The following is a 22,894-nucleotide window of genomic DNA, read 5'->3' on the forward strand; positions in this document are numbered from 1 at the left end:
TATGAAAATCATTATTCCAGCAACATCAGCCAATATTGGTCCTGGTTTTGACTCTGTTGGTGTTGCCCTTTCAAAATACTTGACTATTGAAGTTTTGGAACAAACAGAGGATTGGGTCATTGAACACAATCTCGATCATGTACCTTCTGACAAAAACAATCTTTTGATTAAGACTGCACTAAAAGTGGCTAAAAATTTGCAACCACATCGGATCAAGATGACCAGTGACATTCCATTGGCACGTGGTTTGGGCTCATCCAGTTCCGTTATCGTAGCTGGTATCGAATTGGCTAATCAATTAGCAGGTTTGAACATGACAGCGGATGAAAAATTGCTCAAAGCTACAGAAATTGAAGGTCATCCTGATAATGTAGCTCCAGCAATTTTCGGTAATTTAGTCATCTCTAGCTATGTTAATAAGAAAGTACAGGCAGTTGTAACAGAATTCCCAGAAGCAAGTTTTGTTGCCTTTATTCCAAACTACCCACTGCGTACGGTTGAAAGCCGAGGTGTACTACCTTCTCAGATGGGGTACAAGAAAGCAGTGGCTGCTAGTGCCATTGCTAACGTTGCTGTTGCCAGTTTGATGGCAGGTGATCTGGAAAAGGCTGGTCAAGCTATCCAATCAGATATGTTCCATGAACCATTCCGTCAATTGTTGGTTAAGGAATTCTGCCCTATTAAGCAAACCGGACAAGAGTTAGGTGCCTATGCAACCTATCTTTCAGGTGCTGGACCAACTGTTATGGTATTGGCTCCAAAAGATAAGGAAGAGGCTATTGTTCTAGCATTAGAGGAACTAAATCTAGACGGAACTGTCCACCGCCTTCAAGTTGATACCAAGGGGATTGCTATTGTATAGATAGTGAGAAGCTATCATTTGCAAAACTAAAAATGTTTATTTTATTGGAGTTCGCCATCGCTACTATACGCGGTAGGAAGGGAGCTCCTTTTTTGTGCATTCCATTCTCCATTTCAAAATATTGGGGCAAATTAATTTGGCTTGTGAAAGTATTTTTGTTGAATTTTATTCGTTTTCTCCTGTAATTTTTGGTATAATAAATCCTGTATATCTTAAATTGAAATGAGAAGGTTATGAAAGATAAAATTAGACTTGAATTAGAAGGCATCGATATTCGATTCGATGAGCCTTTAAAAGAATATACCTATACAAAAGTAGGAGGAGCTGTTGATTATCTAGCTTTTCCGCGGAATCGTTACGAGATTGTTCGTATAGTAGAATTTGCTAAACGCGAAGGTATTCCATGGCAAGTGTTAGGAAATTCAAGTAATATCATTGTCCGCGATGGCGGTATTCGTGGTTTTGTTATCCGTATGGATAAACTTAACTCCGTTACTGTATCAGGATACACCATTGAAGCAGAAGCAGGTGCCAATCTGATTGAAACGACAAAAGTCGCACTTTTCCATTCTTTATCAGGTTTTGAATTTGCTTGTGGTATTCCGGGAAGCATTGGTGGTGCTGTCTATATGAATGCAGGTGCTTACGGAGGTGAAGTAGCACACATTCTAGTTTCAGCGCAGATTTTGACTCCAGCAGGTTATGTCGAAACATTGGACAATCGTGAGTTACGATTTGGCTACCGTTCTTCTATTTTGCAGGAAAACGGTGCGATTGTTTTGTCTGCAAAATTTGCCCTCAAGCCAGGAAATCATACGGTTATTCAACAAGAAATGGCTCGTTTGACACATTTACGCAAGCTCAAGCAGCCTTTGGAATATCCATCTTGTGGTTCAGTCTTCAAACGTCCACTTGGTCACTTCGCAGGACAGTTGATTATGGATGCGGGTTTAAAAGGTTATCGAATCGGTGGAGTCGAAGTTTCTGAAAAACACGCTGGCTTTATGGTCAATGTTGCTGATGGAACGGCATTGGACTATGAAAATTTGATTGCCCATGTGATTGAAGTCGTTGAAAAATCTTCAGGAATTACTCTGGAGAGAGAGGTGCGTATTATCGGTGACCCATCTGATACATAGTCTTTCAGTTTATCTTTTATTACGTCGTTAACTCGCTTTGCCGTACTTCAGTACTGTCTGCAGCTCGTTGCCTAGCACTAAAAGCAAACTGAAAGACTAAACTCTAGCCATTAGGCTCTTACAAAAAAGAAGGAATTTATGAGAATTGAAAAAGCCAATTATTGAATTTAAGAATGTTTCTAAAGTATTTGAAGACAGTGGAACAACTGTATTAAAGGATATTAGTTTTGAATTGGAAGAAGGGAAATTTTATACCCTATTAGGAGCTTCTGGTTCAGGTAAATCAACGATTTTGAACATTATTGCTGGTTTATTGGATGCGAGTTCAGGCGATATTTATCTGGATGGTCAACGGATTAATGATGTTCCGACTAATAAACGGGATGTCCATACTGTTTTCCAGTCCTATGCCCTTTTCCCACATATGACTGTCTTTGAAAATGTGGCTTTTCCTCTTAAATTAAGAAAGGTTGACAAGGCTGAAATCGAACGCCGTGTGACAGAAGCCTTACAAATGGTCCGACTCTCTGGTTATGAAAATCGTTCCATTCAGAAATTGTCTGGTGGTCAACGCCAACGTGTCGCTATTGCTCGTGCCATCATCAATGAGCCTCGCGTTGTCTTGTTAGATGAACCACTTTCTGCCCTGGACTTGAAACTAAGAACAGAAATGCAGTACGAACTGCGTGAATTGCAACAACGTCTAGGAATTACCTTCGTCTTCGTTACCCATGACCAAGAAGAAGCTCTGGCCATGAGTGACTGGATTTTTGTCATGAACGAAGGCGAGATTGTTCAATCTGGGACGCCAGTGGACATTTACGACGAGCCAATCAACCATTTTGTTGCGACCTTTATTGGTGAATCAAACATTCTTCCAGGTCGCATGATAGAAGATTACTTGGTTGAGTTTAATGGCAAACGCTTTGAAGCTGTCGATGGTGGTATGCGACCAAACGAAGAAGTTGAAGTGGTCATCCGTCCCGAAGACTTGCAGATTACCCTTCCAGAAGAAGGCAAATTGCAGGTAAAAGTCGATACTCAGCTCTTCCGTGGTGTCCACTATGAAATCATTGCCTATGATGATTTGGGCAATGAATGGATGATTCATTCAACCCGTAAGGCCATCGTGGGAGAAGTGATTGGTCTGGATTTTGAACCAGAAGACATTCATATCATGCGTCTCAATGAAACAGAGGAAGAATTTGATGCCCGTATTGAAGAGTATGTGGAAGTGGAAGAAGTAGAAGATGGCTTGATTAACGCCATCGAGGAGGAACGCAATGAAGAAAACCTCTAGGCTTTTTGCAATTCCCTATGCCCTATGGGTCTTTCTCTTTGTACTCGCTCCAGTTGCCTTGATTATCTTCAAATCTTTCTTTGATATTCATGGCAATTTCACTTTGGCTAATTATCAAACCTACTTTAATTCGCCCAATATGACCTATCTGCGGATGAGTTTTAACTCCATTTTTTACGCAGGTATTATCACATTGGTGACTCTTTTGGTATCCTATCCGACTGCCTATTTCTTGACCAAGCTCAAGCATAAACAGCTTTGGCTCATGTTGATTATCTTGCCAACCTGGGTCAATCTTTTGCTGAAAGCCTATGCCTTTATTGGTATTTTTGGTCAACATGGTTCTATCAACCAGTTCTTGGAATTTATTGGTCTTGGTGCCCAGCAAATTCTCTTCACGGATTTCTCTTTCATTGCTGTTGCAGCCTATATCGAGATTCCGTTTATGATTTTGCCGATCTTTAATGCCCTAGATGATTTGGATAAAAATCTCATCAATGCTAGTCGTGATTTGGGGGCAACTTCTTGGCAGACCTTTACAAAAGTTATTTTTCCTCTTTCTATGAATGGGGTCCGTTCTGGTGTTCAGGCGGTTTTCATTCCAAGTTTGAGCCTCTTTATGTTGACCCGTTTGATTGGTGGTAACCGAGTCATTACACTGGGTACAGCTATCGAGCAACATTTCCTCACCACACAAAACTGGGGAATGGGTTCAACCATAGGTGTGGTCTTGATTTTGGCCATGCTCTTGATTATGTGGATGACGAAAGAGAGGAAGAAATAATGAAGAAATTTGCAAATATCTACTTAACAGTTGCCTTCCTCCTTCTTTACTTGCCCATTTTTTATCTCATTTTCTATGCTTTCAATGAAGGTGGAGATATGAATGGCTTTACAGGCTTTACCTTGGAGCATTTTTCATCTATGTTTGGCGATAGCCGACTAATGCTGATTCTGGCTCAAACCTTCTTGTTGGCCTTCTTGAGTTCTTTGATTGCAACCATTATTGGAACGTTTGGTGCCATCTATATTTATCAAGCGAAACCTCGTTTCCAAAATGCCTTGCTGTCTGTCAATAATATCTTGATGGTAGCACCAGACGTTATGATCGGGGCAAGTTTCTTGATTCTCTTTACCATGATTGGTTTCCAGCTTGGCTTTGTCTCAGTATTGCTCAGTCATATTGCTTTTTCTATTCCAATCGTAGTATTGATGGTCTTGCCTCGTCTGAAGGAAATGAATGCGGATATGATTTCAGCAGCTTATGATTTGGGGGCAACTCAGCCACAAATGCTGAAAGAAATCATGTTGCCATACCTAACACCAGCTATCATTGCTGGCTACTTCATGGCCTTTACCTATTCCTTGGATGACTTTGCTGTGACCTTCTTTGTAACGGGCAATGGTTACTCAAATCTATCTGTTGAGATTTATTCACGGGCACGTCAAGGGATTTCCTTGGAAATAAATGCCTTGTCAACTCTTGTTTTCCTTTTCTCTATCTTATTGGTAGTGGGTTATTATTTCATCTCACGTGAAAAGGAGGCCAACTAATGAAACGATTGTATTCATTTTTTGTAGGAGTTATAGCTATTGTACTGGTTTTATGGGGTATTAGTTCAAAATTAGAAGCTGATTCAACTCAAGGAACGACGGATAAGTTGGTTATCTATAACTGGGGAGATTACATTGATCCAGAATTGCTGGAAGAATTTACGGCTGAAACAGGTATTCAGGTGGATTACCAGACCTTCGATTCCAACGAATCCATGTACACAAAGATTAAGCAGGGTGGCACAACCTACGATTTGACCATTCCGTCCGAGTATATGATTTCCAAAATGACGGAAGAAAATATGCTCATTAAACTTGATAAATCAAAAATTAAAGGTTTAGAGAATATTGATCCGCAATTTATGGGCTTGAGCTTTGATAAGAATAATGACTATTCTATTCCATACTTCTGGGGGACCTTGGGCATTGTTTACAATGAAACCATGGTTGAAAACCCTCCTAAAGAATGGGAAGATTTGTGGTCAGAGGAGTACCGTGATAATATCATGTTGATCGATGGTGTTCGTGAGGTCATGGGATTTGGCTTGCAATCTTTGGGTTACAGCTTGAACTCTAAAAATCCTGCAGAGATTGAAGAAGCTGCTGAACATCTTTACAATTTGACACCAAATGTTAAGGCTATCGTAGCTGATGAAATCAAGGGCTACATGATACAAGATGCGGCAGCTATCGCAGTATCCTTCTCTGGAGAAGCCAGTGAAATGTTAGATGGAAATGAAAATCTGCGCTATGTTGTACCATCAAAAGGTTCTAACCTTTGGTTCGATAATATGGTCATTCCAAAAACAGCAAAAAATATTGATGGAGCTTACGCCTTTATGAGTTTTATGCTTCGTCCTGAAAATGCGCTTCGCAATGCAGAATATGTTGGCTATTCAACACCAATTCCTGCAGCCAAGGCTATGCTGGATGAGGAGACTCAGAACGACGAATCCTTCTATCCTTCAGAAGAAACGATGAAGAAGATGGAAGTTTATGATAATCTTGGACCAGAGATGCTTGGAATGTATAATGACCTCTATCTCCAATTCAAGATGTATCGGAAATAGTCTGATTGGACAGGTAGCAATATAAATAAAAGAATGGGAGTGAGGTTCTTTACTAAGTACTTATTGCTCCTATTTTTTGGTCATACATACTATAGAAAGGAAGGGAAATCCCAATGGAAAATCACCGGAAAGAAGTTAGTTTTATTTCTCAATCAATCCTCTATTCGGTTCTGCGTGGTAGTTTAGTTGGCATTGTCGCTGGGTTAGTGGTCGTTGCATTTCGCTTAGCCATTGAAAAACTATTTTCTGTCTTTACACACCTCTATTCTCTGGCAACAGATAATGCAATCTATTTACTTCTTATTGGAGGGCTTTATCTGGTCATAGCTTTACTTATTGGCAAGTTAATCAAAGACGAGCCAAATGCAAAAGGTTCAGGTATACCTCAGGTGGAGGCAGAACTAAAAGGAATTATGGATTTAAACTGGTGGTCAGTCCTTTGGAAAAAATTTATCGGCGGTGTTTTATCCATTGCATCTGGCCTAATGCTGGGGCGTGAAGGTCCCAGCATTCAACTAGGAGCTGTAACGGCTAAAGGTGTATCAGTTCTTCTTAAATCCAGTGAAATGGAAAGAAGGAGTTTGATTGCTAGTGGCGCTGCGGCAGGTTTGGCAGCAGCTTTCAATGCACCAATAGCAGGTCTTTTATTTGTTGTAGAGGAAGTCTATCATCAGTTTTCGCGTCTGGTTTGGGTCTCAGCCTTAGCAGCTAGTATCACTGCGAACTTTATTTCCTTACATGTTTTTGGATTGACACCTGTTTTGCACATGCCAGAGGATTTGCAGCTATTATCTCTTGACCAATATTGGATCTATATCTTACTTGGAGTTTTCCTTGGACTTGCTGGATATGTGTATGAAGTTGTTATCCTCAATATACAAGGTTTCTATACCCTCCTCTCAAAAATCATTCCTCTCCCAGTTCCATACTACAGTGTATTTGCCTTTTTGTTCATTATACCGATTGGTTATTTTTTCCCTAATCTGTTGGGTGGCGGGCATCATTTGATTTTAGAGCTCCCATATTTGGAACAAGGACTACTGACATTGGCAATCTTAATTTTAATTCGATTTGTATGGAGCATGATTTCCTATGGTTCTGGTCTACCAGGGGGCATCTTTTTGCCCATATTAACCTTAGGAAGTCTCCTTGGGCTTTTTGTCGCACGGTTCTTCCTTGATATTGGTTTCATCAGTCAGGAGCAGATGCTATTGTTTATTGTATTGGGAATGGCAGGCTTTTTCGCAGCGATTTCCAAAGCACCTCTAACTGCTATTATTTTAGTAACTGAAATGGTTGGAAGTTTGAACCAATTGATGGTCATCGGGTTGGTAGCTTTGAGTTCCTATGTGATGATGGACCTCTTAGGTGGCGCGCCAGTCTATGAAGCAATGTTGGAAAAAATTCTGCCAGAAGAAGTAGAACAGCAAGAACACATGACCTTAATAGAGGTTGTTGTCAACGAAACATTGGACAGAAGATTTGTTAGCGAGTTACGTTTACCGGATTCATGCTTGATCACCAGTCAAATTCATTATGGTAAGTCAAGGATTGTGAAAGGAAATAGCCAACTTTCTATGGGTGATTCCTTGCTCGTTGCAGTTCCAATCTCTCAAATTCATACCGTTCGTAGGATATTTGAGGGAGATTAGCATTTTTTTAGATTGTCTTAACAAAGAGATGAGAAAAGTCCCAATATTATAATGTTTCTGTTGTCTGGTCAACTCTCTCAATTCAGGAATGATTTCATCGGGAACGAAACTCCGAGGAAGCAGACCAATCCGCATTCATTTGGCAATCCAGTAAGCGTCTTTCTTGTCAGTTTTCTGACCTGTAATGGTCTTCATGTGGGCTGGTTGAGCAAGTATTAGCTCGAAGTCATCACATAGTGCATGCCAGACAGGTCGCCAATAGACACCTGTGTTTTCCATACCAACAGCTTCCACATGAAATTGACTGAGAAAATCGTGGTAAGCACGTAGACCTTTAGTCGTTATATCCAATGTAGCTAAGTAACACTTTGGACAAGTTGAGGGGAATACAAACGACAATGTCGACTTGATCTACACATGATTATCTATGACAATTCCTTCCTTCTTGTAAGTTAGAGAGCCTATCTACTGAATTTTATACTCTTTGAAAATCAAAATCAGACGTTGTTGACTTGATTTGATGAACTTCAGTTCTATCTGCATCTGCGTCGCCTAGTCTGTTTTTGATTTTCATTGAGTATTAGTCATATTCTTGAGTGTATATTGTGGTTCTTATCAGTAGGCTGGAGCAGTTTTGTCACCATAATTAACATCAATAATGTACCAACCGCATGGCCCTCACTAGGTATATAATCTTAGTGAGGGCTTTATGCTCATTCTCATTATTCTGTGGGTAAGGATGGAGCTACCATGAATGTCTTGCTCACTCCCTTTTTAGTGTGTATAGTGGTTTGAATTAGGAAAAGGACAACTTTAAGTTATAGTGTTAATAACCCACTCCTAAAATAACTTTAGAGTTCTCAAATTGACAAACTTAGACATGTCCCGTTTCTAATTCACTTGACTATATTATCTGTATCTATGGTTATAGATATTATTGACACCTAGTTATAGTTTGAATAAATAACTGAATTTTCAGAATATACTTGCAATACTGATGATTTTGTGTTTTAATTTATTTATTGGTTTTGCCAATAATGAAGGAGAAAAACTGGGAGGAAAAGTTATGAAAAAGAAAGAAACTTTCTCACTTCGGAAGTATAAAATTGGAACGGTGTCTGTTCTTTTGGGTGCAGTTTTTTTGTTTGCAGGTGCACCATCGGTAGCTGCAGATGAATTGACAAGCCTTGTAGAGACTAAGGTGGAAACAACTGTTCCTGACGCAATCGTCAGCGAATCAACCTCAGAAAGTCCCGTTGTCGAGGAGTTAGTTGACACTTCTGTGGAGGCTACCCAAACTGATGTAACCACTACAGGTAATGAAGAGGAAACACATGGCTCAGAAGCTCTTGAAAACACTACAAATACAGAAGTAGAAGCGACTCAACCAGCTGTAGAAACTCCAGCTATTTCAGAGAAAAAAGTAGAAGAAGAGGAGAAGCTTTCCGTAGCAGATGAGACTACTGCTATTACTAATCAGGAAGAAGCGAAACCACAAAACATTGATAGTAATACGATCATTACAGTACCTAAAGTTTGGGATAGTGGTTACAAGGGCGAAGGAACAGTAGTTGCAATCATAGATTCCGGTCTTGATGTTGACCACGATGTATTGCATATTTCAGACCTCTCAACTGCAAAATATAAATCAGAAAAAGAGATAGAAGCAGCTAAAGAAGCTGCAGGAATTACCTACGGTGAATGGTTTAACGATAAGGTTGTATTTGGTTATAACTATGTTGATGTGAATACTGTCTTGAAAGAAGAAGACAAACGTTCACACGGTATGCACGTAACAAGTATTGCCACAGGAAATCCGACACAACCAGTTGCTGGACAATTAATGTATGGTGTAGCTCCTGAAGCGCAAGTCATGTTTATGCGTGTATTCTCAGACCTCAAAGCTACAACAGGCGCAGCATTGTACGTAAAGGCGATTGAAGATGCTGTAAAATTGGGTGCAGATAGCATCAACCTCAGTCTGGGAGGAGCTAACGGCTCTGTTGTTAACATGAATGAAAATGTGACTGCAGCAATCGAGGCTGCTCGTCGTGCAGGGGTTTCTGTTGTTATTGCAGCTGGTAATGATGGAACATTTGGTTCAGGTCATTCTAATCCGTCAGCCGATTATCCAGATTATGGCTTGGTCGGTGCTCCTTCAACAGCTCGCGATGCAATTTCTGTCGCTTCTTACAATAATACAACGGTTGGTAGTAAAGTAATTAATATCATTGGCTTAGAAAACAATGCTGATTTGAATTACGGTAAGAGTTCGTTTGATAATCCAGAGAAAAGTCCCGTACCATTTGAAATCGGGAAAGAATATGAATATGTCTATGCGGGAATCGGTCAAGCTTCGGATTTTGATGGTCTAGATTTGACTGGAAAACTTGCACTCATCAAACGAGGAACGATTACTTTCTCAGAAAAAATAGCCAATGCAACAGCTGCAGGTGCAGTAGGGGTGGTCATTTTCAATAGTCGTCCAGGTGAAGCCAATGTAAGCATGCAACTTGATGATACAGCTATTGCAATTCCATCTGTCTTCATTCCATTGGAATTTGGTGAAGCTTTGGCAGCTAACTCATATAAGATTGCGTTCAATAACGAAACAGATATTCGCCCTAACCCAGAAGCAGGTCTTCTTTCAGATTTTTCAAGTTGGGGTCTATCAGCGGATGGCGAGTTAAAACCAGACTTAGCTGCTCCAGGTGGTGCTATTTATGCAGCCATCAATGATAATGACTATGCCAACATGCAGGGAACAAGTATGGCTTCACCACACGTAGCAGGAGCAGCCGTACTAGTAAAACAGTATTTACAGGCAACTTACCCTACTAAGTCCCCTCAAGAAATCGAAGCCTTAGTAAAACACTTGCTTATGTCTACTGCTAAAGCACATGTGAACAAAGAAACAACAGCCTACACTTCCCCACGCCAACAAGGTGCAGGTATCATCGATACTGCGGCAGCTATTTCTACAGGTTTATATTTGACTGGCGAAGACGGTTATGGCAGCATTACCTTGGGAAATGTTGAGGATACATTCAGCTTTACGGTCACACTTCATAACATTACAAACGAAGATAAGACTTTAAACTACTCAACGCAATTAACAACGGATACTGTCCAAAATGGATTGCTCACCTTGGCTCCGCGTCTATTAGCAGAGATTCCTGGCGGTAAGGTGACTGTGCAAGCCAATTCAAGTACAACTGTTACAATTAATGTCGATGCATCAAGCTTTGCAGAAGAATTGACAGGTTTAATGAAAAACGGTTACTATCTTGAAGGTTTTGTTCGATTTACAGATGTAGTCGATGGCGGTGATATTGTCAGCATTCCATACGTTGGTTTCCGTGGGGAATTCCAAAATCTAGCCGTTCTAGAAGAGCCGATTTACAATCTTATTGCCGATGGTAAGGGGGGCTTCTACTTTGAACCTGTTACAGCACAACCAGATACTGTTGACATCAGCCATCACTACACAGGTCTTGTTACAGGAAGTACGGAATTAATCTATTCTACAGACAAACGATCTGACTTTGCTATCAAGACTCTAGGTACATTTAAAAATGAAGCAGGATACTTTGTTTTAGAGCTTGATGAGTCTGGTAAGCCTCATTTAGCTATCTCGCCAAATGGGGATGACAACCAAGATTCGCTCGCTTTCAAAGGTGTCTTCTTGAGAAATTATATGGATTTAGTCGCAAGCGTCTATGCTGCAGATGATACTGAGCGAACAAATCCACTTTGGGAAAGTCAACCACAGTCAGGCAATAAGAACTTCTATAGTGGTGATCCTAAAAATCCAAAATCAAGCATTATTTATCCTACTGAATGGAATGGAACAGATAGTGACGGAAATGCTTTAGCAGATGGTAAGTATCAATACGTTTTGACCTACTCATCTGAAGTTCCAGGTGCAGCAGTACAAACCATGATTTTCGACGTTATCATCGATAGAGAATCACCAGTTATCACCACAGCTACCTATGATGAAACAAACTTTACATTTAACCCTCGTCCAGCCATTGAAAAAGGAGAGTCTGGTCTATATCGCGAGCAAGTATTCTATCTTGTAGCAGATGCCAATGGTACGACAACTATTCCTTCCTTATTAGAAAATGGTGATGTAACCGTTTCTGATAACAAGGTATTTGTGGCACAAAACGACGATGGCTCCTTTACATTGCCTCTTGATCTTGCAGATATTTCAAAATTCTACTACACAGTGGAGGATTATGCTGGTAATATCAGCTATGAAAAAGTAGAGAATCTGATTAGTATTGGCAATGAAAAAGGATTGGTAACTGTCAATATTCTTGATAAAGACACAAATAGTCCTGTACCAATACTTTTCTCTTACTCAGTCACCGATGAAACAGGCAAGATTGTTGCAGAATTACCACGATATGCCGGCGATACTAGCGTTCTTAAGCTACCATTTGGTACTTACACCTTTGATTTATTCCTATATGATACAGAGTGGTCAAGCCTAGCAGGTGAAACAAAAGCAGTCGTGACGATTTCTGAAGAAAATAGCACTGCCGAGGTGAATTTCTATGTGACTTTGAAAGATAAGGCAAACTTGCTGGTAGATATTGATGCATTACTACCTTCTGGTTCAACCATCCAACTGGTAACCGCTGATGGCCAGACTATTCAGCTACCAAATGCTAAATATTCTAAGACTGATTATGGTAAATTTGTACCAGTTGGTACCTACACTATCCTTCCAACCCTCCCAGAAGGCTATGAATTTTTGGAAGAATTAGACGTAGCAGTACTTGCAAACCAGTCAAATGTTAAGAAATTAACCTTGATTAATAAAGTTGCTTTGAAAGAACTTATTGCTGAACTTGCGGGACTTGAAGAAACAGCGCGTTATTACAATGCTAGTCCAGAACTTCAAACTGCCTATGCTAAAGCATTAGAAGATGCCAATGCAGTATATGCCAATAAACACAATCAGGTACAAGTAGATTCAGCACTTGCCAGTCTTGTGGCGGCGAGAGAACAGCTAAATGGTCAGGCTACCGATAAAGAAAAACTAATTGCTGAAGTATCAAACTACACACCGACTCAGGCAAACTTTATTTATTACAATGCTGAAAATACCAAACAAATTGCCTATGATACAGCTATTCGTTCAGCACAACTTGTATTGAACCAAGAGAATGTAACACAGGCAGTTGTCAACCAAGCGTTGGCTGACTTGTTAGCAGCGAAAGCCAACTTAGATGGTCAAAAGACTGATATTTCAGCCCTTCGTAGCGCAGTATCCGTTTCTTCTGTATTAAAAGCGACAGATGCTAAGTATCTCAATGCATCTGAGAACGTGAAACAAGCTTATGATCAGGCAGTTGAAGCAGCGAAAACGATTCTAGCTGATGAATCTGCAAGCCAAGCAAGTGTCGATCAAGCTCTAGCCCTTCTGACAAGCGCTCAGGCAGAACTGGATGGTGTTGCTACTTCAACAAATGATGCCAAGGAGCCAGCAAATACTGCCACTGACAAAAAAGATGAAGGCACTGTAACGCCTCCACCTATAGACTCAGAAAAAGTTGATGTACAGGCACCTCCTGTAAAAGATACTGGGAATTCAGGGTATGTACCGATAGGTCAAAAGCCAAACCCTCAACCAACTTTACCTCGTCCAGTCACTTTGCAAGCTAGTCTATCTAGTCCTAATCAAGAAAAACAGGTGACTCAACTACCAAATACTGGAGAAAATGATACGAAATACTATCTTGTTCTTGGTGTCATTATTGGGCTAGGGACTCTGTTAGTAAGCAAACGACGTCATAAGGAAGAAGTATAACCAACACTAGCTTTATCACAAGTTTGCTAAATAATAAAACCGCTTAATCATTGATTAGGCGGTTGTTTGTGTTTGAAATTGAAGCATTGTCTTTTGGATGTTTCTTGAGACATCAGTTGGCTTTACAAGATAATAATCTTGAGCCAGTTGGTCGGCAATATAGGAGTGGAGGTAGGTTGCTACAAGGATTCTTTCATATAGTTGAACATGGGGAAATTGTACAGCAAATCCTGCAATCATACCTGCAAGAGTATCTCCCATACCTCCTGTTGCTTGGTAGGGACCACCAGCTCCTATTGGGGTGACTTGGTTTGGCTGGGTTTTTAGGATTTGAGTAGCGGAACTTTTAGCTACAAGGATTGTATTTTCTTGAAAAGAATGCAAGGCTTCAAGATTTCTTTGGCTTGTTTGGTCAGCAACCGGAATGGCTGATAACCGTTCCCATTCTTTCTGGTGGGGTGTCAGGATGACTCGTTTACACGGGAAGTTCTTCCTGTTTTGCTTTGCGACTAAGGTAAGGGCTGAGCCGTCAAGAACTAAAATCTGCTGGTCAGATAAATGTTCAAAAACAAAGTCCAATAACTGTTCAGCTCTGCTATTTTCCCCCAAACCTGGACCAATCAATACCAAGTCAGTATTTTCTAAGCTACTTATCAGCAAGGCTTGATCGTCAAATGAAAATGCCATGGCTTCAGGCAGATGACTATGTAAGGCTGGTATGTTGTCTTTTTCAGTAGCAACAGATACCAAGCCTGCTCCACTGTTGACGGTTGCTAGTGCGGCCATGATAATCGCTCCACCATAAGGATACAGTCCACCAATCAGCAAGACTCGACCATAGCTTCCCTTATGGCTATTGCGTGGTCTTGCTTGAATAACCTTTCTACAGAGTTCTTGTAAGTCCATACTTATTCCCCCTTTTCTTCTTATTATATCACGAGGAATGAGGTTTATGACAATCCAGATTTTAGATAAATCCAAGTTTTCATGCTATAATGAATTCATGGTATTATCAAAAAAACGTGCAAGAAAAGTTATTGAAGAAATCATCGCTCTATACCCTGATGCTAAGCCTAGTTTGGACTTTCGAAATCACTTTGAGTTGGTATGTGCAGTGCTCTTATCTGCTCAAACTACAGACGCTGCGGTGAATAAGGCAACACCTGGTTTGTTCGCCGCTTTCCCAACGCCCCAAGCCATGGCGGCAGCAGAAGTGAAGGATATTGAGCCTTATATTTCTCGTTTGGGTTTGTATCGAAATAAAGCCAAATTTTTGAAAGAATGCGCCCAGCAGTTATTGGAACGGCATAATGGCATTGTACCGCAGACTCGTGAGGAATTAGAAGCCTTGGCTGGAGTTGGTAGAAAAACGGCTAATGTAGTGTTGAGTGTTGGATTTGGCATTCCTGCCTTCGCAGTTGATACCCACGTGGGACGGATTTGTAAACACCACGATATTGTCAAAAAATCGGCTACACCCCTGGAAACAGAGAAACGAGTCATGGAAGTCTTACCTCCTGAACTCTGGCTCCCTGCTCATCAAGCTATGATTTATTTTGGTCGTGAGGTTTGCCATCCTAAGAACCCTGAATGCGGAAAATTCCCACAATTATATGAATTTGACTAAAAAATCTTCTGTTTTTGAAGATTTTTTAGTTTTTATGTGAAATTGTTTGAGTAAATGCTGAACATTTTTTTAAATTTTATAAGAATAGTAACTCAGAAAAGAATTATACGAATGTTATGTTTTATAAACGAGTCCCAAAAGTGATATATCCGAATATTGTCTAGATAGGTTTCTTTTTTATTGACAAAACACAAACAATAAGCTATACTATATCTTGTAATAAGGAAAAAATACGAAAAACAAACTGTTTTTCTGTTCCAATGTTAAGAAAAAGAGGTAGAAGCATGTTCAACGAAACTCCAGTTTTTGACTACGAAGATATTCAGCTCATTCCAAATAAATGTATCATCAATAGCCGTTCCGAGGCAGATACAACAGTGACTCTTGGGAAATATAGCTTTAAATTACCAGTTGTTCCAGCTAATATGCAGACTATTATTGATGAAGATGTGGCAGAGATGTTGGCGAAAGATGGTTATTTTTACATCATGCACCGCTTTGATGAAGAAGGGCGTATTCCTTTCGTGAAACGCATGCACGACCAAGGCTTGATTGCTTCCATTTCGGTTGGTGTAAAAGATTATGAGTACGACTTTGTTTCTAGTTTAAAAGCTGACGCGCCTGAGTTTATTACCATTGATATTGCGCATGGACATGCTGATAGTGTCATTAAGATGATCAAGCATATCAAGAAAGAATTGCCTGAGACTTTTGTTATTGCTGGAAATGTCGGCACGCCTGAAGCAGTTCGTGAACTAGAAAATGCTGGTGCAGATGCGACAAAAGTTGGTATTGGTCCTGGTAAGGTCTGCATCACCAAGGTCAAGACTGGTTTTGGTACTGGCGGTTGGCAGCTGGCTGCCCTTCGTTGGTGTTCCAAAGCTGCTCGTAAGCCAATTATTGCGGATGGTGGAATTCGTACCCACGGAGATATTGCCAAATCCATCCGCTTTGGTGCAAGTATGGTCATGATAGGCTCCCTCTTTGCCGGTCATATTGAAAGCCCAGGTAAGACGGTAGAAGTGGATGGCAAACAGTTTAAGGAATACTACGGGTCCGCCTCTGAATACCAAAAAGGTGCTTACAAAAACGTCGAAGGAAAGAAAATTCTCTTGCCAGCCAAGGGACATTTGAAAGATACTCTAGTAGAAATGGAACAGGACTTGCAATCCTCTATTTCCTATGCAGGTGGTCGTGATATTACCAGCTTGAAGCATGTGGACTATGTTATTGTGAAAAACTCTATCTGGAATGGTGACTCAATCTAGTCAAAGAGGACTTGCAATGCAGGTCCTTTTCTTGTTACAATATTTATATAAAATTGAAAGAGAATAAGTATGTACCAAACAAGAAATAACAAAGAAAAGCTCTGGCTTTTTATTAAGATTTTTTTACCTATATTAATTTATCAGTTCGCTAATTACTCCGCATCCTTTATCGATACCATGATGACTGGTCAGTTTAGTACTATGGATTTGGCAGGTGTGTCCATGGCAACAAGTCTTTGGAATCCGCTTTTTTCATTTCTAACAGGGATTGTATCTGCATTGGTCCCAATCATTGCTCAATATCTAGGACAAGGAGAGAAGACGAAAATCCGACAGGAGTTTCATCAGTTTGTCTATCTAGCCATCGGATTAACCATTTTACTCCTGTGCTCGGTCCTATTTATCGCTGTGCCCTCCTTGGCTCAGTTTGGACTTGATGAATCTGTTTTTCAAGTTGGTAGGCAGTACCTCTATTTTATTTCCATTGGCATCCTGCCTCTCTTACTCTTTAGTGTCTGTCGCTCTTTTTTCGACGCCTTGGGCTTGACCCACCTCTCCATGTACCTCATGCTGCTCCTGGTTCCCTTTAACAGCCTCTTTAACTATCTCTTGATTTATGGGAAAATGGGCCTCCCGGCCCTAGGCGGAGCTGGAGCTGGATTGGGTACTGCTTTAGCTTACTGGGCGGTACTACTAGTAATCGTCATTGTCATGTGCAAAAATAAGACCATTGCATCTTATCAGATTTGGCGGTGGAGTCCGATTGATGGGACTTTACTGAAAGAAGGACTGAAAATCGGGCTTCCCATCGGTTTACAAGTCTTTGCAGAAGTTGCAATTTTTGCAGTAGTAGGGCTCTACATGGCAAAATTTTCAGCCCAGATTATAGCAGCCCACCAGTCAGCTATGAACTTTGCGACATTATTATATGCCTTTCCTGCCTCAGTTTCTTCAGCCCTAGCTATTGTCATTGCTTATGAAGTAGGGGCTAAACGACCACAAGATGTGAAAGCCTACAGCCGTCTAGGACGCCTGGTGGCACTTGGTTTTGCAGGCTTAACACTCACTTTCCTATATTTTTTCCGCTCCAAAGTTGCCTACCTTTATGGTAATGACGCAGAATTTATCCGTCTGACCTCGCATTTTCTTAGCTTTGCCCTCATGTTCCAGTTAGCAGATGCCTTTACAGCACCTATTCAGGGGATATTACGTGGTTACAAGGATACGACTGTTCCCTTTGTACTTGGTTTAGTTGCCTATTGGTCCATGACTTTCCCCGTCGCATTCTTGCTTGAAAGATTTTTCCAAATGGGTCCAGAAGCCTATTGGATTGGTCTTATTTCAGGGATTTTTGTCTGCGGAATAGCTCTTAATTTGCGCTTGATCAAAATAGCTCGTCTTCACTAAATGTTTGATTTTTCTCTTGACATATTTTTCTGTGCTTGATAGAATTTACTCAAAAAGGTAAGGTCTTTTCATCATGAAAAAGAAGTGGTTAATCTGGTTAATACTATCTTGTATCTGCTTGTTGTTTGGTTATCTTCACATGAGGAAAACAGAAATTAGACTTCCTCATTCTGACCAGATTTTAATCAGTAATCAGGATGGGGAAGAGATACAATCTTTAGAAGGTAGCGGAGCAGAAGATTTTCTGACAGAGCTTGCCCAAATTTATCCCTATTTCTTCGACAATACCAGCAATCAAGACCAGCCAGTCGGTGTAGAAAATTATTATCAACTGACCTTTCAGCCTCATAAGAAGATTGCCTATCTCTATGAGAAAAATGGCAAAACCTATCTGGAATTTCCTTATGAGCGAATAGTCAGAACCAAGAAGTCCCTGTCTGAGTTAATAGACTAGAAGAAGTCGGAGCAATCCGGCTTTTTAAAATTCTAATTTTTTAACATTTGCTTTGAAAAAATATGCATGAGAGGACAATATAAGAGATAGATAGCACTGTGTGAAAAATATGCGCTAAAGGAGGAGCTTTACAAGGAAATGCTAATCTATCTACTACAAATTTTGGAGACTTTTTATGGAAAAAATTACAACATTTTTCAAAAATTATTTTGATACACCAAAGATACCGTTGAAATACTAATTTGGTGATGTGTTTTACTGGAATCATTTTTTTGAATTAATATGTTTTCTTTTTGGAGGCATTAAAATTTGGACGATATTGTTTTTTGTTTACTCAATGCTCTCAGTTTATACATTCTTCTGGTACTCAGACTACCAACTTTTTAAATTCCCATACAATAAAATGAAAATATTTAAATATTGTCGCTCGGTTTTTAGTAAAGACGGTATAAAAATGCAGCTGCAGATAGTTTAGCACGAGAACAACATTATACAATCCATGAAAATAACATTTCTAGGGATTACACTGAGAATGTAAAAACAGTCGCATTTGTATATCTTTTTCTATTTGTTTCACGTTATTACTTAGTTTATTATCAGGTTTACTCATCAGTATTTACCCATACTAAGACAATAAAAAAAATATAAAGAAGCAATTCAGGAACAATATGAAAGTTTCAAAAAATTGTAGGAGATGCTAAATTGACTGAAATATTATTTTATTTATTACTTGGTAGTGCCATATATTTTAGATTTTTTGTTTTCCCTAAAATGAAAAAATCACATGAGGAGAAGAGATGGGCAGAAGAGCAATTAAAATATAGAATAACAATTTATGACTTGATAAACGAGAAACAGAGTTTTGTTGGTACTATTGATAGTTTTAATGATATCTACAACATAGTTTATGACTATATTCAAGCCCATGTGTTTTTAAGCCAAGAAGCTGCAAGAAAATATGCACATTGAATAGCACGAAATGAAAATATAAGTATATTAATTCTCGCTGGAAGTACACCAGTAGAAAAAATATGTTAGTAATTTATTGGTTTGTGTACCAATCAGATACCTTGACAAATATGTTTATTGTTATAAAATAGATGATGTGGATTCTCTAAGTAGGTAGACGAACCACTAAATTTTAGGAGACTATAAAAGAATGAAGAAAATAATATTACTTTTATCAGTTGTGCTTTTGACTGCTTGTAAGTCGGGTGAAGTGAAGCAGGAGACAGCTGCAAGTAGCCAATCTAGTTCACAAGCTACATCGAGTTCAACTACATCAACAACTTCAAGTCAGTCGGAAACGAAGATGGTAGATGTGGATTATTCTAGCTATCAAAAGGTTATCGACCGGTATCAAGCTAGTTTGGGATTGGAACTTTCAGCCTTAAATCGTGAAGAAGTGAGTAGTCTACTTTATGGACTTAAACAATATCCAACTGTTTATACTGGAGCATATTATATACAAAACGACTTTGATAAAGATGGAGTAGATGAATTAGCAGTTGCCCTATCAACAAATTCTCAATTTGTTCTAATTGACCTTTATACTGTAGGAAATGACGGACAATTGATAAGACTGGTTGATCAGTTCCGTCAGCAAGGTCCAGAGATTGGTGAAAAAGTGACGTTATGGCCACTTGAAGACGGAAGTTACTCTTTAGAATCCGCTGGTAGTTTTAAAAACTATAGATATGACTCTGCTGTAGGTCAACTTTCCTTACAGGCAGAAGGAGCAACCAATCCTTCGTCTGCAGCAGTTGTAGATTTAAGCGCACTTTCATGGCTAAAATTTGAAAAAGGTACACCTGTGCAAGAACATACATCTGCGACTACAATTAATTTGCAGGGATTATTGGCGGGCGACTTCTCAAGTATTGCAGGAACATGGTCAAACGCAAATGGTAAAACATTAAGCATTGATTCATTAGGTAATGTCACAAATGAAGTAGATGCCAAAATAGAACTTAAAGAAATAGATGCTAATGGAATTGGAATTGGAGGCTATCATTTTGGAATGCATGGTGCAGTCTTTAGAGTAATTCCTTCAGGTGTTGCATTTGAGTTTCCAAATACAGGTGAAACTGATTTGAGTGATATTTCAAGAGTTAGATTATTTATAAGTCAAGCTCTTCCATCAGCAGAAGAATTTGTGAATGAAGTCTATTATAAACAATAGAGAAATATTTAAAAAGTAGGATTGATTTTTTCCTGCTTTTTTGTTTCGATATTGAGAAAATACCTTCGTCGTGTTAAAATAAAAGGATAGAAAATCAAATGGAGAAATTATGAATTATTTTAACGTAGGAAAGATTGTTAATACCCAAGGCTTACAAGGAGAAATGCGTGTTTTATCTGTGACCGATTTTGCAGAAGAACGCTTCAAAAAAGGGGCAAAATTGGCCTTGTTTAATGATAAAGACCAGTTTGTCATGGAAGTGGAAATTGCTAGTCACCGTAAGGCTAAGAACTTTGATATTATCAAATTTAAGGGCATGTACCATATCAACGATATTGAAAAGTACAAGGGCTTTAGTTTGAAAATTGCCGAGGAAAACTTGACCGATCTCGAAGACGGTGAGTTTTATTACCATGAAATTATCGGCCTGGATGTCTATGAAAATGACCAGTTGATCGGACAAATCAAGGAAATCTTGCAACCAGGTGCCAATGATGTCTGGGTGGTGAAACGCAAAGGTAAGAAAGACCTGCTCTTGCCATATATTCCACCTGTTGTCTTGAACATTGATATTCCAAATAATCGTGTCGATGTGGAATTGCTCGAGGGCTTAGACGATGAGAATTGATATTTTGACCCTCTTCCCTGAGATGTTTGCCCCACTTGAACATTCTATCGTGGGCAAGGCGCGTGAAAAAGGGCTATTAGAAATCAACTACCACAATTTTCGTGAAAAAGCTGAAAAAGCTCGCCATGTGGACGATGAGCCATACGGTGGTGGCCAAGGAATGCTACTCCGTGCCCAGCCAATTTTTGATACCATGGATAGCATTGAGCAAACCAAGCCACGTGTTATCTTGCTGGATCCTGCTGGTAAAACGTTTAACCAATCCTATGCTGAAGAATTAGCTCAGGAAGACCAGTTGATTTTTATCTGTGGTCATTACGAGGGCTATGATGAGCGGATTAAGACCTTGGTGACAGATGAGATTTCTCTCGGGGACTATGTTCTGACAGGTGGAGAGTTGGCAGCCATGACTATGATTGATGCTACCGTTCGCCTGATTCCAGAGGTTATTGGCAAGGAAGCAAGCCATACGGATGATAGTTTTTCATCTGGACTATTGGAGTATCCGCAATACACGCGTCCCTATGAATATCGGGGTATGGTTGTACCAGATGTTCTCATGAGCGGTCACCATGAAAATATTCGTAAATGGCGTTTGGAAGAAAGTCTACGCAAAACCTACCAACGTCGTCCAGACTTGTTAGAAAACTACAATTTTACAGCTGAAGAATTAGCAATTTTTGAAAAAATCAAAGCAGAAGACACAGTTGATTAGACTGTGTTTTTCTTGCTAGAAGGAGAAATGATGAAACGCAAAGTATTTGATGATTATAAGCCATACAAATTAGGAAGAATTGCCAAATTTGACCTAGGTAACAATGAAAATCGCATAATCGACTGGTCATTCTTGCCACAAAAAACCTTGGAGAGCTTGGAAGTAAGCCAGTTGAGTTATTACGGTGATAACACTTACTCCGAACTGATTGAGAAATATGCGGCCTATCTTGGAGTGAATCCCAAACAAGTGACGGTAGGTGTGGGCTCTGATCACCTTATTCACATGATTGTGTCCACCTTTATGGAAAAAGATGATACTTTTTTGACTGTTAATCCAGACTTTTTCATGTATGAAACCTATAATCACATGCATGGTAGCCAGTTTGAAGCCGTTGACCTGGTTGAAAAAGATGGAACCTTGGTTTTGCCTGTGGAGAGCCTGTTGGCGCGTGCAGAGGAGTTGAAGGCAAAGATAATCATGCTCTCCAATCCTAACAATCCTTCTTCAGTAGCTTATTCACTAGAAGATTTGGAGAAATTGGCTATTTCTTTTAAAGGGCTACTCGTTGTAGATGAGGCGTATATTGAATTTGCAAATGTTGAAAGCTTCATCAGTCGTCTGCAACAATTTGACAATGTTTTAGTTTTACGGACTTTATCAAAGGCCTTCGGTCTAGCAGGTTTACGAGTTGGCTTTGCGGTAGGAAGCGAAGAGTTAATTTATGAATTGGACAAGGTCATTCCGCCATTCAGCTTGTCAAACTTGACTGCGAAAATGGCAGCCGTTGCATTGAATTATTCAGACAAAGTTTTAGAAACAGTGGGAGTAATTCAGAATTTGCGAGAAGAAATGATCTTATTCTTGCAAGGGTTAGATAACTGTCAAGTTCTACCTAGTCAGGCTAGTTTTGTAACGTTTAAAGCACCGTGGACAGAAGAATTTTATCTGCAAGCCTTGGCACAGGATTGGAATTTCAAATACTATCCAACGGGTAAATTGGCAGGCTATATTCGCTTATCTATCGGAAGACCAGAAGAGATGGTTATGGTTAAAGAGATGATCACAACAGTGATAGAAAATGGAACAATTTCATAAGAGATTGTTCTTTTTTCGAAGAAAATTGACATTTTTTGAAAGATTTTGCTAGAAAATGATTGACAATGATATTTTTTAGTGTATAATGTATTTTGTAAACGATTGCAGGAGGTG

General features: G+C 39.6%; 18 protein-coding genes and 1 pseudogene. 17 read left to right on the plus strand and 2 right to left on the minus strand.

From position 1 onward, the window contains the following. Position 1: 1 nt before the first annotated feature. The 7 genes from thrB (at position 2) to ODU55_RS03035 (ending at position 7,577) form a co-directional block, all read left to right on the plus strand. Complete coding sequence (thrB, locus tag ODU55_RS03005; RefSeq protein ID WP_029187207.1) at positions 2-862, plus strand: homoserine kinase; 861 nt, start codon at positions 2-4, stop codon at positions 860-862. A 233-nt stretch (positions 863-1,095) separates the two neighbouring features. Next, positions 1,096-2,001 (plus strand): UDP-N-acetylmuramate dehydrogenase, encoded by a 906-nt coding sequence (gene murB, locus ODU55_RS03010; RefSeq protein WP_398581820.1) that lies wholly within the window; start codon positions 1,096-1,098, stop codon positions 1,999-2,001. Between the two features lie 145 nt (positions 2,002-2,146). Next, a complete protein-coding gene (locus tag ODU55_RS03015; RefSeq protein WP_398581821.1) occupies positions 2,147-3,301 on the plus strand; it encodes an ABC transporter ATP-binding protein in 1,155 nt (384 codons plus the stop codon). Next, on the plus strand, positions 3,285-4,085 hold the full coding sequence (locus ODU55_RS03020) for an ABC transporter permease (protein WP_105107123.1): 801 nt from the start codon (positions 3,285-3,287) through the stop codon (positions 4,083-4,085). Before ODU55_RS03015 ends, ODU55_RS03020 begins: the two co-directional genes overlap by 17 nt. Then, on the plus strand, positions 4,085-4,855 hold the full coding sequence (locus tag ODU55_RS03025) for an ABC transporter permease (protein WP_398581822.1): 771 nt from the start codon (positions 4,085-4,087) through the stop codon (positions 4,853-4,855). Before ODU55_RS03020 ends, ODU55_RS03025 begins: the two co-directional genes overlap by 1 nt. Further along, positions 4,855-5,925: an ABC transporter substrate-binding protein gene (locus tag ODU55_RS03030; RefSeq protein ID WP_398581823.1), complete on the plus strand. Its 1,071-nt coding sequence runs from the start codon at positions 4,855-4,857 to the stop codon at positions 5,923-5,925. Before ODU55_RS03025 ends, ODU55_RS03030 begins: the two co-directional genes overlap by 1 nt. A 113-nt stretch (positions 5,926-6,038) precedes the next feature. After that, positions 6,039-7,577, plus strand: a complete 1,539-nt coding sequence (locus tag ODU55_RS03035) for a ClC family H(+)/Cl(-) exchange transporter (RefSeq protein WP_398581824.1) — start codon at positions 6,039-6,041, stop codon at positions 7,575-7,577. 48 nt (positions 7,578-7,625) lie between these two features. On the opposite strand, the pseudogene ODU55_RS03040 reads toward ODU55_RS03035, so the two are convergent. Beyond that, positions 7,626-7,958 (minus strand): annotated as a pseudogene (locus ODU55_RS03040) (transposase); the annotation flags it as partial. 685 nt (positions 7,959-8,643) lie between these two features. Between ODU55_RS03040 and ODU55_RS03045 the strand changes: the two are divergent. Continuing rightward, positions 8,644-13,401 carry a S8 family serine peptidase gene (locus ODU55_RS03045; protein ID WP_398581825.1) on the plus strand — a complete coding sequence of 1,586 codons (4,758 nt, stop codon included), beginning with the start codon at positions 8,644-8,646 and terminating at the stop codon, positions 13,399-13,401. A gap of 54 nt (positions 13,402-13,455) precedes the next feature. Here the strand turns inward: ODU55_RS03045 and ODU55_RS03050 are convergent, their stop codons facing one another. After that, a complete protein-coding gene (locus ODU55_RS03050; RefSeq protein ID WP_398581826.1) occupies positions 13,456-14,307 on the minus strand; it encodes an NAD(P)H-hydrate dehydratase in 852 nt (283 codons plus the stop codon). A gap of 97 nt (positions 14,308-14,404) precedes the next feature. On the opposite strand from ODU55_RS03050, the gene nth reads away from it, so the two are divergent. The 9 genes from nth (at position 14,405) to ODU55_RS03095 (ending at position 22,780) form a co-directional block, all read left to right on the plus strand. Continuing rightward, positions 14,405-15,028, plus strand: a complete 624-nt coding sequence (gene nth / locus ODU55_RS03055; protein ID WP_398581827.1) for an endonuclease III — start codon at positions 14,405-14,407, stop codon at positions 15,026-15,028. Between the two features lie 284 nt (positions 15,029-15,312). After that, complete coding sequence (gene guaC, locus ODU55_RS03060) at positions 15,313-16,296, plus strand: GMP reductase (RefSeq protein ID WP_398581828.1); 984 nt, start codon at positions 15,313-15,315, stop codon at positions 16,294-16,296. 69 nt (positions 16,297-16,365) lie between these two features. Next, the gene (locus tag ODU55_RS03065) at positions 16,366-17,703 is read left to right on the plus strand and encodes an MATE family efflux transporter (RefSeq protein WP_398581829.1); all 1,338 of its coding nucleotides are present in this window, start codon (positions 16,366-16,368) and stop codon (positions 17,701-17,703) included. A 139-nt stretch (positions 17,704-17,842) separates the two neighbouring features. Beyond that, a complete protein-coding gene (locus ODU55_RS03070; RefSeq protein WP_398581830.1) occupies positions 17,843-18,157 on the plus strand; it encodes a DUF5301 domain-containing protein in 315 nt (104 codons plus the stop codon). 702 nt (positions 18,158-18,859) lie between these two features. After that, positions 18,860-19,126, plus strand: coding sequence for a hypothetical protein (locus ODU55_RS03075; protein ID WP_398581831.1), 267 nt, complete (start codon positions 18,860-18,862; stop codon positions 19,124-19,126). A gap of 190 nt (positions 19,127-19,316) precedes the next feature. Then, complete coding sequence (locus ODU55_RS03080; protein ID WP_105107050.1) at positions 19,317-20,339, plus strand: DUF6287 domain-containing protein; 1,023 nt, start codon at positions 19,317-19,319, stop codon at positions 20,337-20,339. Positions 20,340-20,448: 109 nt separating this feature from the next. Then, entirely contained in the window at positions 20,449-20,967 is a 519-nt protein-coding gene (gene rimM, locus ODU55_RS03085) for a ribosome maturation factor RimM (protein WP_024378675.1), read from the plus strand. Continuing rightward, positions 20,957-21,682: a tRNA (guanosine(37)-N1)-methyltransferase TrmD gene (gene trmD / locus ODU55_RS03090; protein ID WP_398581832.1), complete on the plus strand. Its 726-nt coding sequence runs from the start codon at positions 20,957-20,959 to the stop codon at positions 21,680-21,682. The genes rimM and trmD overlap by 11 nt, the downstream gene beginning before the upstream one ends. Before the next feature lie 30 nt (positions 21,683-21,712). After that, positions 21,713-22,780 carry a pyridoxal phosphate-dependent aminotransferase gene (locus tag ODU55_RS03095; RefSeq protein WP_398581833.1) on the plus strand — a complete coding sequence of 356 codons (1,068 nt, stop codon included), beginning with the start codon at positions 21,713-21,715 and terminating at the stop codon, positions 22,778-22,780. Positions 22,781-22,894: the final 114 nt, after the last annotated feature.

It is taken from the genome of Streptococcus sp. 2022WUSS037 (genome assembly GCF_044427225.1).
Taxonomy (GTDB): Bacteria; Bacillota; Bacilli; order Lactobacillales; family Streptococcaceae; genus Streptococcus.